The sequence below is a fragment of the Clostridium sp. genome, from assembly GCF_032552055.1.
Classification (GTDB): Bacteria; Bacillota; Clostridia; order Clostridiales; family Clostridiaceae; genus Clostridium.
Map to the genome: position 1 here is coordinate 13,459 of NZ_JAWGSV010000011.1, position 16,785 is coordinate 30,243.

Here is a 16,785-nt window from a genome sequence, read left to right on the forward strand (position 1 = left end):
TTTAGTTATAATGGATTGGCAGAGACAGTGGGGATTTTAATAGTATTAACTTTTTTGATTTATATATTTTTGGCATTAAATTTTAATGAAGTATAATAGTTTTGGGTTTATTAATTTTTTAATCTTATGTTGTATTTGAACTAAGAATATTAAATATAACTTCAACTGATATGTGCATTTTTAGATATGTTATTAGAACCAAGCTATCTTTAAGATCTAACCAAATAAGAAGTATTGAAGGATTAGGAAAACTTAGTAATATAGATTATTTAATTTTATCTTTAAATTCAATAAGTAATATAAATGAATTAAGTAACTTATCTAATATATTTTCAGCTGATTTAAGAGATTAATACATAATTTTATCATAAGTAAGAGGAAGTAATACTATTAAGATAAATAACATTATTGTAGGAATTAATGGAGACATTATTTTTAGTATCTTTAATATTACTGTCAGGTTGTGCAGTATTACTTAAAAAGAAAGGATAATAGATAAAAAATAATGGATAAGTTGCTATAATATAAGAAGTTATAGCAACTTATTTTTATTAAGATTTAAATTTTCTAAAAACTATTGCAAATGTATTCATAAAATGTTATTATGATTATACAAAATATTGTATATTGAAGTGAGGTGATAGAGTGGATGTTCAAAGTAAGCTGATGCAGAAGCTTGGAATAACTATTAATTCATTAGCGATAGAGTTTTTACAATTAAATGAAGGTGATAGAATAAAAACAGTTGCAGAGCTTGCAGAAACTTATGAAACAGCTAGGGGAACTATCCAGTCTGCCATAAAGTTTTTAAAAAATCAAAATGCATTAACTTTAGAGTCAAGAGGACATTTAGGAACCTTTATTAAAGAAATAAACTATATAAGACTTTTAGAGTTAACTGGAATTAAATCTTTAGTAGGAGTTATGCCACTTCCATATTCTAAGAGATATGAAGGGTTAGCTACTGGAATATGTAAATGCTTAAATGATAGTGGAGTTAATACTAATCTTGCTTTTATGAGAGGATCTAATCACAGATTAAAGGCATTAGAAGATGGCAGATATGATTTTGCAGTAACTTCAAGATTAACAGCTGACTTCTATTTAGAACAAAATAAAGATATTCAAATAATTAAAACCTTTGGAGATTTTAGTTATGTTAATGAGCATATTATGGTAGTTTCTAAGAAGTTCGATGGTAGGTTTAAAAAAGGGACAAGAGTTGGAATAGATACATCATCTATAGATCAATTTATGTTGACAAAAACTTATTTTGAAGATTTAGAAGTTGAGTATGTTAATTTAAATTATAGTCAGTTTATAACAGCTCTTAAGGAAAATGAAATAGATGCAGCAATATGGAACTTAGATGATTTGCAAGATAGACAAGATGATATTAAATTTATGCCATTAAATAGGGAAGAAAAGAATATAAAAGATACTGAAGCAGTAATAATAGCTAATAAAAAGAACTCTATAGTACCAGCACTTTTCTCTAGAGTTTTAGATATTGAAGATGTGAAGGAGTATCAAAGATTAGTTATGAACAAAAAGATAATGCCTCAATACTAGGGGTATTTATTCAATGAAAGTACAAAAAAGTGTATATTGGAGGATAGGGATGGAACTAACAATAAGATTAAATATATTAAGGGATTCAGCATTATTATCAGAAGAAAATTATAATAAGATATTAGAAGTAATTAAATATTTTGATGAAGTTAAAAATATTAAACTTATGGAAGAAAATGCTTCAATGTTTATAACTCATTTATCTTCAGCTTTAGAGAGAATAGATAAAAATGAAACTGTTAATGACTTAGATCAAGTAGTTCTTGAATCTTTAAAACTTGAAGATAGTTACAATGATGCTGTAAGTATTGCAAAAGATTTAAAGGGTATTTTAGGCGAAATACCAGATGAAGAAGTGAATTATATAATAATGCATATTTGCACATTGTTAAGTCAATCATAAAATTTAAAGTAGCGTGTATAGAAATTATATTTATAAATACTGAAAAAATATAGTAATTTTAAAATAAACTAGATAAGTTAATAATTAAAGATTTCAATATAAAATAATTTATAAATGGAGGAAAGAAAATGAAGAGAATAGTTATTGGTGGACAAATTGATAAGCAAAGAGTGGCTGACATTACAGCTAAAATTGCAGGAGACAAAGCTTCAATTGAAATAAAAAGTGATATTGAAGCAGCAATGGCAATTAAAACTGGAGCAGCAGATTTCTATTTAGGAGCATGTAATACTGGTGGTGGTGGAGCTTTAGCTATGGCAATTGCTTTACTTGGTATGGGAGATTGTGCAACTGTTTCAATGCCAGGAAATATTAAAAGTGAAGCAGAAATAAAGGCTGAAGTTGAAGCAGGAAAAAGGGCTTATGGATTTACAGCACAACACGCTGAAGAAGTTATACCAGTTATTCTTAAATATATTCTTTAATATAAATTTAAAATTGCATAAGAGTAGATAGTTGTAGTTAATTTGTTAAAAGAGATTTAAATAAGCAATTAATAGAGTTAGGTATTTTATTAATTTAAATATTATTTATAAAATTTAGGAGGAATCATTTATGCAATATGTAGTAATAGCGCTTTTAGGTGCACTAGCAGCAATTTTATCTAATACAGGTGTTGCTGTATTTAATGATGGTTTTAGAGCAATAGTTCCAGAGTATTTAGAAGGAAGAATGGATAAAAAGGCTTTAGCAGCAACTTCTTTTGCAATTAGCTTTGGATTAGTTATTGGTTTTGGTATTCCAGTTTCAATAGCTGCATCAATTATTTTAATTCATAGTATTTTATTAGGTACTGATATCATTGGATCTTTCTGTCCAAGTGGTAAAAAAGGAATGGTTATTTCAGGAGTAGTAGGAGCTGCTTATGGTATTGGTATAGTTTATGGATTACAATTCGTAGTTGATTTATTTGCAAAGTTACCAGTTAACTTCTTAGAACCATTAAAGCAAGTTGGTACTCCAATTACAGTTGCTTTTGCAGTATTCCCAGCTTTAGTTGTTGCATATCAATTTGGAACAAAGAAAGGTTTTTTAACTGGATTAGTAGCATTATTAGTTAGACAAATTACTGTTATTTATGGAACATTCTCTGTAAATGGCATGAATATAAAATTAGATGCTGAAGGTATGGCTTTACTTGCAGGTATGATAATCATGATTATATTTGCTGTTCAAGAAAAACCAGATCCAAATGCACCAAAGGTTGATTTAGCTGCAATATTTGCAGAAAGAGTTAAGAAAATTAAAAAGAACTTACCTATATTAGCATTAATGGGTGGATTAATTTCTGCTGCAACAAGCTTAAGCTTAGTAGCTGGTGATCCAATAAGTTTAAATCTTTTAGCAGAAGGTAAAAATACTGAAGCTGCTATGACTGCATTAGCAAGAGGAATAGGCTTTATCCCACTAGTAGCTACAACTGCAATTTCTACTGGAGTATATGCACCAGCTGGTATGACATTTGTATTTGTGGCTGGATTCTTAATAGGTAACCCAATATTAGCTTTCGTTGCAGGTGCTGTAATTATGGCATTAGAAGTTTACTTCCTAGATGGATTAGCTAAGCTTATGGACAAGTTCCCAGGAGTTAGAAAGTGCGGAGATAATATAAGAACTGCAATGAGTAAAGTGCTAGAAGTTGCATTATTAATAGGTGGTATGATGGCTGCTCAAGCTATGGCACCAGGACTTGGATTATTTGCAGTAATTGGACTTTATGTATTAAACAAAACTTCAAAGAAACCAATAGTAGATATGGCAGTAGGACCAGTTGGAGCAATTGGAGTGGGAGTTTTAATTAACATATTATACTTAGTTGGACTATACGTACTTCCAGTCTAAAATACATTTTTCTGTACATTCATTTATCTAAATAGATGGTGTTGTCGCACAATTAAAAATTAAGAATCAATAATTCTTAATTTGGGCTGTTTATGCGACAGCCCCGTCCTTTAGGATGATAATAATCAAAGATGGCAATAAGGAGGGATATTTATATGGAAAGAGAAATAATTTATGCCCATGAGCATGTAACTATAGATTTATCTGGAGTAAAAAAAGATGAAGATTGCTTCTTAAATAATAAAAATCAGACTATTGAAGAATTTAAAGCTTTAAGAAACAAAGGAGTTTCTACTATTATAGATGTTACTAATAGAGGAATGGGTAGAAGCACGGAATATGTTAGGGAAGTTATTAAAGAAACAGGTATAAATATTCTTCAGGCAACAGGATATTATAAAGAGCCATTTCTACCTGAAGAAGTATATAAATTAGATACTAAGGAAATGGCTAAAATCCTAATAGATGAAATTGTTGTTGGAATAGACGGCTCTAATACCAAAGCTGAAGTTATAGGAGAAATAGGAACTAGTTTAAATAAAGTAGAAGAAATGGAATTAAAGGTTTTTGAAGCATCTTCAAGGGCTCATATAGAAACTGGAAAGCCAATAATTACTCATACTACTTTAGGAAAGCTTGGGCTTGAACAAATTGAAATTTTTAAAAAGTTTAATGTGGATTTATCTAAGGTTACCCTTAGTCATATAGATTTAAGTGGTGACTTAGATTATATGATTAGATTACTCGATACAGGAGTTAATATTGCCTTTGATACAATAGGGAAAAATAATTATCAACCAGATGAAGATAGAGCAGAATGGTTAAAAGAATTATGTGATAGAGGATATAGCAATCAAATAGTTATGTCTATGGATATTACTAGAAAATCACATTTTAAAGAGAATGGTGGACTTGGTTATAGCTATTTAATAGATAACTTTTTACCAAGATTATATGAAAAAGAAATTTCTAACAAGCATTTAGAAAATATGCTAGTTAATAATATAAAAAATATTTATAACCTGAAGTAGGAGGAAAGTTATGAAGACATACCCATTGCACTCAATAAGTTTAGAAGAAGCAAAGAAATTACAATTTAAAATTATAGATACAATAACAAAGCATTTTGATGGCAGAGAAGTGTTATCTCTAGGAGACTTAGGTGTAGTAAAGGGATTAAATAAACCAACCTACACAAAGAAGGTTGAAAGTGTTTTTGCAGAAGTATTTGATGCTGAATCAGCTATATTAGTAAGGGGAGCAGGAACTGGTGCTATAAGATGGGGACTAATTAGCTTTATGAAAAGTGGAGATACTATTTTAGTTCATGATGCACCAATTTATCCAACTTCAAAGGTTACTATAGAAACTATGGGACTTAATATAGTTACAGCTAACTTTAATGATATTGGAGATATTAAAGAAGTAATTTCTAAACATCCAGAAATAAAGGGTGCCTTAGTTCAAAACACTAGACAAAAGATAGATGATTCTTATGATTTTGAAGAAGTAATTACTACTATAAAAGAAGCAAATGAAAATATAAGAATAGTTACAGATGATAATTATGCAGCTCTTAAGGTTAAGAAAATCGGAAATCAATGTGGAGCTGATCTTGGAAGCTTTTCTTGCTTTAAAGTATTAGGACCAGAAGGTGTTGGAGTTTTAATAGGAAAGAAAGATTTAATAGATAAGGTGTACTCTTTAAATTATTCTGGTGGAAGTCAAGTTCAAGGACATGAAGCTATGGAAGCTTTAAGAGGATTAATTTATGCTCCAGTTTCTTTAGCAATTCAATCAGAAGTTAATGAAGAGTTAGTTACTAGACTTAAGAGTGGGGAAATTCCAGAAATTAAGGATGCTTTCTTGGCAAATGCTCAATCTAAGGTATTATTAGTAGAATTTAGTGAAAATATTGCTGAGGAAATTTTAGAATTGACTACTAAATATGGTGCTGCATCTCATCCAGTAGGTTCTGAATCTAAGTATGAGTTTGTACCAATGATGTATAGAGTATCAGGTACATTTAGAGCGGCAGATCCAACTCTTGAAAAAAGAATGATTAGAATTAACCCAATGAGAAGTGGTGCGGAAACTATTATAAGAATTTTAAAAAGTGCAATAGAGGAAGTAAAAAATAAATAGGGGGAGTAGATATGTTTCTTGAAAAAACTGTAGAAAGAAATAAAGAATTAGTTCAAGCTGCATTTAAGCTCCATAAAGAAGGATTAATTTTACCAGATACTTATGTTATAGATTTAGATACATTAGTTGACAATGCTAGAAAGATAAAAGAGGAAGCAGATAAATATGGGATTAAGCTGTATTTTATGACTAAGCAAATAGGAAGAAATCCTGTTATTTCAAAAGAGTTTATGAAGCTTGGTTATGATGGAGCAGTAGTAGTAGATTTCAAAGAAGCTGAAGTAATGATTAATAATGATATTAAAATTGGGCATGTTGGACATTTAGTTCAAATCCCAAAGGCTTTAGTAGAAAAGGTAGTTAAATCAAAACCAGATTATATAACTGTTTATACAATAGAAAAAGCTAAAGAAATTAATGAAGCTTGTGAAAAACTTGGTCTTAAGCAAAATATTATGTTAAGAGTACTTGGAGAAAATGACAATTTATATTCAGGACAATATGGTGGGTTTAAATTAGAAGAACTTAAGGAAAGAGGAAGAGAATTATTAAAGCTAAAGAATTTAAATATTGCTGGAATAGCCTCTTTTCCATGTTTTCTATATGATGAAGCAAGTAATGAGATTAAAAGAACTAAAAATATAGACACGATAAAAGAAGCTAAAGCAATACTTGAAAAGGAATTTGATATAAAGATAGAGCAGCTTAATATGCCTTCAGCTACTTGCGTAAACTCTATAAAGAAAATCAGTGAAGAAGGTGGAACTCATGGAGAACCAGGGCATGGTTTAACCGGAACAACACCTTATCATAAAGCAAATGATGCTGAAGAAATACCAGCAATGGTTTATGTAACAGAAGTATCCCATAACTTATTAGATAAAGGATATTGTTATGGTGGAGGTCACTATAGAAGATCTCATGTGGAAAATGCTTTAGTAGGGGAATCTATTGAGAACTACAAAATGGTTAAAGTAACTCCACCTACAGATGAAAGCATAGATTATCACTTTGAGTTATCAGAGAACTGTAATGTTTCTGATACAGTAATTATGGCTTTTAGAACACAAATTTTTGTAACAAGAAGTAATGTTGCATTAGTAAGAGGAATAAACAAAGGGGAACCTGAAATAATTGGAGTTTATGACTCTCAAGGAGTAGAGATTAAAGCTATATAGATAAGAATTACTAAAATAAAAATAAATATAAACTAGTTTTTGAAGATACTTTATTAAAAGAAATGGATGCAAGAGGTTGGGATAGGCTAACAGTTTGTTGAAGTTTCTTTTTATTTATAATTTTATGATTCTCTGAGATGTAAAAATTAAATTTCTAATTTTTGTGATTAATTAGGGTGTAAGATTTGGAATTCTAAACTTATTGTTTTATGAAATTAAACCTTGAAGAGTATTAAAAAACTAAAAATAAAGGAGGTTTTTATAATGAAAAAATTTATAGTAATAGTTCTTGATGGTTTTGGTATAGGTGAAATGGATGATGTTAAGGTGACAAGGCCACAGGACATAAATTCAAATACATGTCTTCATATTTTAGAAAGAAGAAAAGATTTAAAATTACCTGTTTTAGAAAAGCTAGGTTTAATGAATATATTAGGAGAAGAAATCAATGGAATGAAGGCAAATCCAAAGGCTACTTATGGTAAGGCTAATTTGACACACTTTGGAGCTGATACTTTCTTTGGACACCAAGAAATAATGGGGACAAAGCCTAAGATGCCTTTTAGAGAACCTATTAAAAATAAAATAGATGAAATTTATAAGGTGATAAAAGATGCAGGATATAAGGTAGAATATAAAAAAGGAAAGAAAGAAAAATATCTTGTAGTAGAAGATGCTCTTACTATTGCTGATAATATAGAATGTGATTTAGGACAAGCATTTAATATAACATCAGCTTTAGATTTAATTCCTTTTAGCAAGGTTCTAGAAGTAGGTCATATAGTAAGATCTATTGCCACAGTACCAAGAGTAATTACTTTTGGAGGCAAAGGCATTACTTTAGAAGATATATTAAATGCTGAAGAAGAAAAAGAAGGTGGATATATTGGTATAAATGCTCCTAAGTCAGGGGTTTATGATAATGGTTATGAATGTATTCACTTAGGCTATGGAGTTAACCCAAAAACTCAAGTATCAACTATACTATCTGAAGAAAATATACCAGTATATTTATTAGGAAAAGTTGCTGATGTAGTTATAAATGAAAAAGGTACAAGCATACCTATGGTAGATACGGAAAAGGTACTTAAAAGAACTATTGAAATATCAAAGGAAGTAAACACAGGATTTATTTGTTGTAATGTTCAAGAAACAGATTTATCAGGACATGCTGAAAATGTAGATAGATATGCTGAAAAATTAGAGATTGCTGATAGATTAATTGGAGAGCTTATGGATACTATTCATGGTGATGATATTTTATTAGTTATGGCTGACCATGGAAATGATCCAACTATAGGTCATAGCAAGCATACAAGGGAAATGGTTCCTTTAATGATATATGGTGAAAATATTAAGGAAGGTTTTGTTGGGATAAGAGAAACGCTTTCAGATGTAGGAGCTACAGTAGCGGATTATTTTAAAGTAAAGAGTCCTGAAAATGGAACAAGCTTTCTTAATGAGATTAAAAAATAAAAGTAGTAATGTATTTAAGTAAGTTAACTGGTAAGAAGAGATTGCCTTAAGATTGAAATATTAATAAAGTAATGTAAGTAATTTTAGTAATATGAGATTAGAAGTAAGAGAACTGGTAAGTAGAGGTTGGTTTAAAATTAAAATAAGAAAAGACAATATAATTGATACTAGTAAGATGAGAGAATAAGTAAGAATATTAAGAGAGGAGGTAATGAGGAGTGAATGGGACTAATAGCAATATAGATAAAAAAACTAAAGTTTATAGATCTAAAATACTTGCAGAACAAAATTTATATAATTCAGTGATTTTAATAAATAATAGCTTAAATGAAGAAATGAAAGAAAAATCAGAAAACTTATTAACATTTGGAGTTAAAAATACTGTGGATATCCCAATAGAGTTAGTGGATAAACTTAGAAATAATTCAAAATATTTATTGCTAACTGTAGATAAGATGTCACATTTAGGTAGAAGTATTGATACAGATTTAATAAATCCATTAACCTATAGATGTATGACTGGATCTAGTAGTGGAACTGCTATAAATATAATTAAGGGTATTAACGATTTTGGAATAGGGACTGATGGTGGTGGCTCAGTTCTTGCCCCTGCATTAAGTACAAATTTATACTCTTTTATTGGATCAGGAGTTAACTTAACTACTAAAAAAGAAAGTTTATCTACTGATAATATAGCTTTTAGTGGTGGGATAGGAGTTATTTCTAAAAACCTTTCTATATTAAAGGAAGTAGCTCAGGATTTATTAGATGAAAAAATATTAAAAGATATAGTTGAAGTAAAAGAGCAATTGAAATTTAATAAAGATGAAAACTCAAGTCTTATTAGAGTAGCAATTCCAAAAACAAATTTATTAAAGTTAGCTGATGGTACTGATATGAGGCAAGAGATAGATAAGGTAATTAATTTAATAGATAATAAAGCAATTAAATTTATAGAATATGACTTTGATAATATATATGAAAGAAATATTGGAATAAAAGAAATAAAAAATATATTTGAAAACAATTTAGCTGATGTTATTTTAACTTTTGAAGGACCGATAGATGTTTATGGATATGATGAAACTATTCAAAGGAGTTTTAAGGGAAAAGCAGAAAAAGAAATAACATCTAATGGAGGGAAAGCTTTAGTAAAAGCTATAAATATGTGTAAATGTACAGGTATTACTATTCCAGGAGAAAAGTTAGCAAGTGGATTTGTTATTTGTGGAAAACAAGGAGAAGAGGGAATAGTTAAGGCTTTTAGTTTAGCTGAGGAATTAGATTCTGTCATTGAAAAGAATGAGATTTTTCAAAGATATTTTATAAGAAGAGAAAAGTTTGTAGAACCAATAAAACTATAGATTGTAATAAAATACCCTAAAGGACCAGAAGTTGGAGATTCCAAGTTTCAGATCTTTTGGGGTGTTTTTATTAAAAAAATATAATTAAAAGTTCTTATTTTATTTATACATTTTATACTATAATAGATTATAGTATCGAAAGTAAATAAATTAGGTAAAATAAACTTACAGTGAAGGTAATTAAATAATATAGTTTACAAAGATATGTATATGCTTAAGATTTAGGCTTAGAGATAAATGAGAATCTATTAATTTGAATAATTAGATATACAAGTGTAAACTTAGTTTATATTATAGTATAATATTGGAGAATTAATGGAGGGTATTAAGTTAACTTAAAGTTTTAAGTGCTTTATTATCTTTAACTAAATTATTTAATTATATGAAATTTAACTAAATATGTTATTAATTGTGTTACTAAAATTAAATAATCTATGCTTTCAATTGAAAGATAGATATTACTTAAGGAGATGTTATGGTATTTAGTTCAACAATATTTATATTCATTTTTTTACCGTTTATTTTGTTTTTATATTATATAGTAGGGAAAAAAATAAAAAATTATATATTATTAATTGCAAGCTTAATATTTTATGCTTGGGGTGGAGTAGCTTATTTAAAGATACTAATTGCTTCAATAATAATTAATTATTCTTTTGGAATACTTGTAGACAAGTATAGTAGTAGGGAGATATTTAAAAAAGTAATACTGACTTTAGGTATTATTTTAAACCTTTCAATATTATTTTATTATAAGTATTATGATTTCTTTATAGAAAATATAAATGTGCTTTCAGGTACAAATATATCTTTAAAGCATATAGTTCTTCCTATAGGAATATCATTTTTTACCTTCCAAGGGATGTCTTATATTATAGATATTTATAGAGGTGATGGAAAGGTCAATAAAAATCCTTTTTCAGTGGCGCTTTATATATCTTTATTTCCTCAATTAGTTGCAGGACCAATAATTAAGTATAAAACTATTGATAAGGAAATTAGAAGCAGAGAAGAATCTGTAGAACAATTTAGTTATGGAATTAATAGATTTGTTCTGGGACTTAGTAAAAAAGTTATTATTGCTGATATTTTAGGGGCTATGGCTGATAATATTTTTAAACTTTATGAAATAGGGATAGATACACCTACAGCATGGATAGGTGCTATATGCTATACATTCCAAATTTATTATGACTTTTCTGGTTATTCAGATATGGCAATAGGTCTTGGTCATATGTTTGGATTTAGATTTATGGAAAACTTTAATTATCCCTATATATCAAAGTCTGTAACTGAGTTTTGGAGAAGATGGCATATTTCATTATCAACTTGGTTTAGAGAGTATTTATACATTCCTTTAGGTGGCAATAGAAAAGGAAATGTTTATGTAAATTTATTTATAGTATTTTTAGTAACAGGTATATGGCATGGAGCTTCTTGGACCTTTATTCTTTGGGGGATATGGCATGGAATATTTATTGTTATTGAAAGAATTATAAATAAAAAAAACTGGTATATTAATATTCCAAGTACAATTAAATATTTAGTTACTATGTTTATAGTTATAATTGGATGGGTAGTATTTAGAGCAGATAGCCTCTCTCAGGCTGTAGGTTATTTAGAAGTTATGTTTGGCATAAATTCAAATGCAAATCTTTATGAATTTACTTATTTTATTAATAAAAAACTAGTGTTATGGATAGTAATAGCAGCTTTAGGATCAGTTCCTTTTATCTCTAATAAACTTAGAAAATATAATGGAAATAAAAAGTTTGAGATTATATCTACTATAGGAATTTCAATTTTATTTATTTTATCTATAGTATTTATAATTAACTCAACTTACAGTCCATTTATATATTTCCAATTTTAAAGGGGTGAAGTTATGAAGAAAATACATAAGATAAAGATAATATTATTTTTAGGAATTATTGCAGTACCATTAATTTCTATGAATTTCAAAAAAAACGTGGCTTCTGAAATAGATAATAGAATGCTTGTAGATTTCGATGAAATATTTGATGATAGTGATGAAGTAATATATAAGTTTGAATCTTTTGTTAATGATAGAATTGGATTTAGGGAGAGAATGGTTAAATCTTATGGTAGAGCAATGGACATACTCCTAGATGAAATGGTCCATCCTAATTATCAATATGGAAAAGATGGGTATGTTTATCTTAAATTACCTGAAACTAATGTTGATTTAAGATTTCAGGAGTTATTTTCAAGTTTTATAAAGGACTTTGAAACCTATTGCAAAGATAGAGGAATAGACTTCTTATATGCATTAGAGCCTAGTAAATCAACTATTTATCCTGAGTATTTGCCAGAAGGTTATATTAGAAATACAGAAAACTTAGATTATTTTACAGATCTGTTAGATGAAAAAGGTATAAATTATTTAAGCAATGTAGATACACTTCTAAAGGCTAAGGAAGAGAATCAAGTATTTGACCCTAAGTATGATGCTGGACATTGGAATGAAACTGGTGCAATTTATGGAATTTCAGCTATGATAGATAGACTTAATGATTTAGATAATAGAGTTGGAAGCTTTGATATTAACAAGTTTGAAGCAGTTCCTTTTGTAAATACTTCATTAATGAACTCTGACTTTCCTATAAATGAGACAACTACTCATTATGAATTAAAGGAATATAACTTAGAGTATGTAGAGGATTATGAATATGAAATTATAAGACATGAGGATTTTAGATATTATAATCATTATGTAAATAAAGCTAATCCTGATGGACCAAAGCTTTTAATTTTTGCAGGGAGTTACTTTAATAATAAAGAAAAATTTATTGCAGGAAACTTTTCTGAAATTATGAAGATACATAATTATAGAAATGTATTAGATTATGAGTACTATATAAATATATATCAGCCAGATATGGTCTTATTTGAGTCAACAGAATACACAAATACAGGTTATCATTATCCAAAGAAGACTATGGAAAATAAGACTTTAATTAAAAATATTAATAGTTATAGTAATTTAAAAGAAGATGACTTAGTAGAAATTAACCAAACCACTTTTACAAAGAGTAATACAAACTTAACTACTATTACTATACCATACGAAGGTGAGGATATATTAAATGCTTATGCTGTTATAAATGGAAGAGTTTTAGACTTACAAGTTAAAACAGTTGAAGATAATAAATATGTAGGTTTTTCAATTATAAATAAAGAAATATCAGATACGGATTCTTTTGATTTGTACTTCTTATCAACTGATGAGGAGAGGTATGAAAAAGTAGAGCTAAAGCTAATGAATAATGAAGAATCTAGAATGTAGAATGAAGGAAATGATTTCTTCAAAATCATTTTTAAATTAAGATAGTTATTAATGAAAGAAAGAATTAAGGAAAAGACTCAAGATTGGTGCCTTGAGTCTTATTAAAATCGAATTTATTTTAAAAACTCCGGAGGGAGTTTTATCAATCATTATACATTATTCATTATAAATTATCCATTGTGAGTAGCACTTACTCTTCTATTGAATATATAAACTCATGAAGTTCTTTAGTAGTTCCTTCAATATCTATATTAGTATGGTACATATCTGTAATTTCTGCATTAATAATATTAGAGTCAGATGGGAATCTTCCTTGCTCTATATTGTTAAGTCCCATACTTAGAGCCTTAGTAGCTATTGAAATTATTTCACTGTTACTTAAGTTAGTTGTTACTAGTGGAAGAATTTCATTAATCAATCCAGGCACTTCAGTTACGCTTATATCTTTAAACTTAAGGAATAAAGCCTCTAAGACATCTCTTTGTCTTTCTGTTCTTCTAAAGTCACGTCCTTCCGTATATCTTATTCTACAGTAAGCAGAAGCTTGAGTTCCATTTAAAAGTTGTTTTCCAGCAGAATAAATATGATCAGTTTCTGTTCCATTATTCTCATCTATATTATCAATATATCCATTTATGTATTTAAGTTCATCTACTGTGATTTCCATTTCAACTCCACCTAATAAATCAATTATTTTAGGTAGTCTTTCTAAGTCAACATGTACAAATTTATCAATATTTAAATTAAAGTTATAATTTACGGTTTTAAGTAGTGAACTAGGTCCACCTTCTAATATACTATAATTTAAGTTGCTTTTTCCACCATCAGGTAAGTCTAGATATATATCACGCATTAAAGAACAAAGTTTTATAGTATTATTTTTAGTATTTATAGCTAAAAGCATAGTTGCATCTGAAGAACTTATATCATAATACTCTGAATAGTCGCTACCAAGAAGAGCTATAGTTATAACATCTGAAGCTTCCTTAGGCAATTCTTTACCAGTATCCACAACATCTTTTCTATCTACTTCTACTCTGTTAACCTTACTTGAAAGGTAATATGTACATCCACCACCGATTGCAAAAAGAATTAAAATAACAGAAAGTATAGAAATTATTACTTTTTTATTTCTAGAAAGTTTCTTCATAGATTATCCTCCCAAATTATAATCAAAATTAAATTTAAATAATATCTTTGTTAAATACCGTTATATTATATCAGATAAAATATAAATTTGGAAATTATTATTAAATATACCTAATAATAAAGGCTAAGCTGATATTGATTGTAATACATAGTAAAATAAGAAATTTAGAAAGTTGATATTAATTTTTATGCATGGTAAAATAAGGGGATAGAAATTTGCTTATTTTGTGGAGGAATAAATATGATTCATAAGAAAGAAGTTTCATTAAGAGAAGGTCAACTTGTAATGCTAGATATATTAATTGAATTTGATAGAGTATGTAGAGAAAACAATTTAAGATACTTTTTAGATTGGGGAACTTTATTAGGTGCAATTAGGCATAAGGGATTTATTCCATGGGATGATGATGTTGATGTATCTATGCCAAGAGAGGACTTCGAGAGATTGAAATCGTTATATAATAAATTTAATGAAGATTACTTTTTACAAACTCCAGAAACAGACAAGTACTATAAATATTATTATATACCTATGAAGATAAGATATAATAATAGTAGGTATGTAGAGGTAGTTGAAACTGGTGATGAAAAGTTTAATAATGGTATATATATTGATGTATTCCCTTTAGATAAATTACCAAAGGGAAAGATAAATTATAAGCTACAAAATATATATAAATACATAGTAGAAAGATCTGCTATTGTAGACGAGAAATATAAAGATTTATCTACAAAAAGGAAACTTATTTATCCATTAGTATATTTATTTACAAATATTTTAGGTATTAAAGGTAGAAAAAAAGTTGAAAATTTCTTTATATATAAATGTAGAAGTTATGATAACTTATATTGGGGTGGCATAGATCTATGCTTTAAACACATCTATAAAAAAGAAGATATTTTTCCTTTAAGGGAAATTGAATTTGAAGGTAAAAAATTTATGGCTCCAAATAATCCAGAGTCTATTTTGACTGATATGTATGGAGATTATCTTTCATTGCCACCAGAAAATGAAAGATTTAGTCACTCAAATAAAATTGAGGTTTTTTATAACACTAAAGAAGGGTTAGAGTTAAGAGATGTCTAAATCAATAGGTAAAAATATAATTTTTAAGTTTATGCTTAATTTATTTAATATTATTATTCCAATTCTAATAGGACCATATGTTTATAGGAAGTTGGGGGATACCCTTAATGGTTATATAACTTTTACTGATTCTATATATCAGTATTTTCTTATATTTGCTTGCTTTGGAATTTATCAGTATGGAATAAGAGAAATAAGTAGAGTAAGAGATAATAAGGAAAAATTAGAAAGGGTATTTACTAGTCTTTTTTCTATTACTGTAGTTACAAATCTATTATCAACAATAGGATACGTGCTATTTGTAAATTATAGATATTCTGATGAAGTTTTTTATTCAACTTGCTTAATAACAGCATTTAACTTTTTAGCAAATGCATTTTATGTAGAATGGGTAAATGAAGGACTTGAAAATTATGATTTTATAACTATAAAAACAATAGCAATACGAGCTATATACACAATTTGTATATTTATTTTCTTAAAGAGTGCTGATAATTACATGGATTACTTAGTACTTATGGTAATATCAAATATACTGAATAATTTAATTAGTTTTATATATGTTAAGTCTAAAATAAAATTTAGATTTGATAAAATTCAAATAAAGCGCCATATAAAACCTATGCTTTTAGTTGTAGTATTATCAAATGCAAATGTTTTATATACTCAGCTAGATAGAGTTATGCTTGGTGAATTTGTGAATATGCAATCAGTTAGTTACTATGGTTTGGCACAGAAAATAATTACTATAGTAAGTACATTTATGCTTACAGTAGTTCATGTTTCAATCCCAAGGTTATCTAATTATTTATCAAAGGATAAGGAAGCAGACTACTTATCACTTTTAAATAAAATTACTAGTATGTATTTTCTTATTGTTTTTCCAGCAGCTATAGGGATGAGTTGTCTATCATATGAAATAGCTGCAATATATGGAGGGCAGGAATTTCCAAGTGCAGCCCCAGTATTAGCGGTATTCTCCATTTATATGATAACTGTTGCTTATGAAAATATAATAAGTAATCAAATACTATATATTAGAGGTGAAGAGAGAGCTCAAGTTAAGATTGTATTTATAACTGGATTAATTAACTTAGCACTAAATGTTATATTAGTTAAATTAAAATATTTCACAGCAACTTCAGCAATAATAACTACTACTTTTGCTAATGGGTTATTAGTAATAGGGGAATATCTTTATG

Annotated in this window: 14 protein-coding genes; 13 read left to right on the top strand and 1 reads right to left on the bottom strand. The window is 28.0% G+C overall.

The window, feature by feature from the left end; all coding sequences use genetic code 11:
• Positions 1–645: 645 nt before the first annotated feature.
• The 11 genes from yhfZ (at position 646) to E6248_RS01795 (ending at position 13,347) form a co-directional block, all read left to right on the top strand.
• A complete protein-coding gene (gene yhfZ, locus E6248_RS01745; RefSeq protein WP_316339128.1) occupies positions 646–1,572 on the top strand; it encodes a GntR family transcriptional regulator YhfZ in 927 nt (308 codons plus the stop codon).
• A gap of 49 nt (positions 1,573–1,621) precedes the next feature.
• Positions 1,622–1,975 (top strand): PRD domain-containing protein, encoded by a 354-nt coding sequence (locus E6248_RS01750; protein ID WP_316339129.1) that lies wholly within the window; start codon positions 1,622–1,624, stop codon positions 1,973–1,975.
• Between the two features lie 128 nt (positions 1,976–2,103).
• Positions 2,104–2,460, top strand: coding sequence for a DUF2620 domain-containing protein (locus E6248_RS01755; protein ID WP_156625101.1), 357 nt, complete (start codon positions 2,104–2,106; stop codon positions 2,458–2,460).
• Positions 2,461–2,590: 130 nt separating this feature from the next.
• Positions 2,591–3,877 (top strand): YhfT family protein, encoded by a 1,287-nt coding sequence (locus E6248_RS01760; protein WP_316339130.1) that lies wholly within the window; start codon positions 2,591–2,593, stop codon positions 3,875–3,877.
• Between the two features lie 155 nt (positions 3,878–4,032).
• A complete protein-coding gene (locus E6248_RS01765) occupies positions 4,033–4,908 on the top strand; it encodes a phosphotriesterase-related protein (protein WP_316339131.1) in 876 nt (291 codons plus the stop codon).
• Positions 4,909–4,918: 10 nt separating this feature from the next.
• Positions 4,919–6,022 carry an aminotransferase class V-fold PLP-dependent enzyme gene (locus tag E6248_RS01770; protein WP_316339132.1) on the top strand — a complete coding sequence of 368 codons (1,104 nt, stop codon included), beginning with the start codon at positions 4,919–4,921 and terminating at the stop codon, positions 6,020–6,022.
• An 11-nt stretch (positions 6,023–6,033) separates the two neighbouring features.
• The gene (locus tag E6248_RS01775; RefSeq protein WP_316339133.1) at positions 6,034–7,200 is read left to right on the top strand and encodes a YhfX family PLP-dependent enzyme; all 1,167 of its coding nucleotides are present in this window, start codon (positions 6,034–6,036) and stop codon (positions 7,198–7,200) included.
• A 264-nt stretch (positions 7,201–7,464) separates the two neighbouring features.
• The gene (locus E6248_RS01780; protein ID WP_316339134.1) at positions 7,465–8,676 is read left to right on the top strand and encodes a phosphopentomutase; all 1,212 of its coding nucleotides are present in this window, start codon (positions 7,465–7,467) and stop codon (positions 8,674–8,676) included.
• 218 nt (positions 8,677–8,894) lie between these two features.
• Positions 8,895–10,040 (top strand): amidase family protein, encoded by a 1,146-nt coding sequence (locus E6248_RS01785; RefSeq protein WP_316339135.1) that lies wholly within the window; start codon positions 8,895–8,897, stop codon positions 10,038–10,040.
• A gap of 475 nt (positions 10,041–10,515) precedes the next feature.
• Positions 10,516–11,913 (top strand): MBOAT family O-acyltransferase, encoded by a 1,398-nt coding sequence (locus E6248_RS01790; protein WP_316339136.1) that lies wholly within the window; start codon positions 10,516–10,518, stop codon positions 11,911–11,913.
• Positions 11,914–11,925: 12 nt separating this feature from the next.
• A complete protein-coding gene (locus E6248_RS01795) occupies positions 11,926–13,347 on the top strand; it encodes an alginate O-acetyltransferase AlgX-related protein (RefSeq protein WP_316339137.1) in 1,422 nt (473 codons plus the stop codon).
• 190 nt (positions 13,348–13,537) lie between these two features.
• Here E6248_RS01795 and E6248_RS01800 read toward each other — a convergent pair whose 3' ends face one another.
• The gene (locus tag E6248_RS01800) at positions 13,538–14,497 is read right to left on the bottom strand and encodes an LCP family protein (protein WP_316339138.1); all 960 of its coding nucleotides are present in this window, start codon (positions 14,495–14,497) and stop codon (positions 13,538–13,540) included.
• A gap of 240 nt (positions 14,498–14,737) precedes the next feature.
• Between E6248_RS01800 and E6248_RS01805 the strand changes: the two genes are divergently transcribed.
• Positions 14,738–15,583 (top strand): LicD family protein, encoded by an 846-nt coding sequence (locus tag E6248_RS01805; protein WP_316339139.1) that lies wholly within the window; start codon positions 14,738–14,740, stop codon positions 15,581–15,583.
• Positions 15,576–16,785 (top strand): flippase (locus E6248_RS01810; protein WP_316339140.1); only part of this gene is annotated, 1,210 nt, incomplete at its 3' end. The genes E6248_RS01805 and E6248_RS01810, both read left to right, overlap by 8 nt.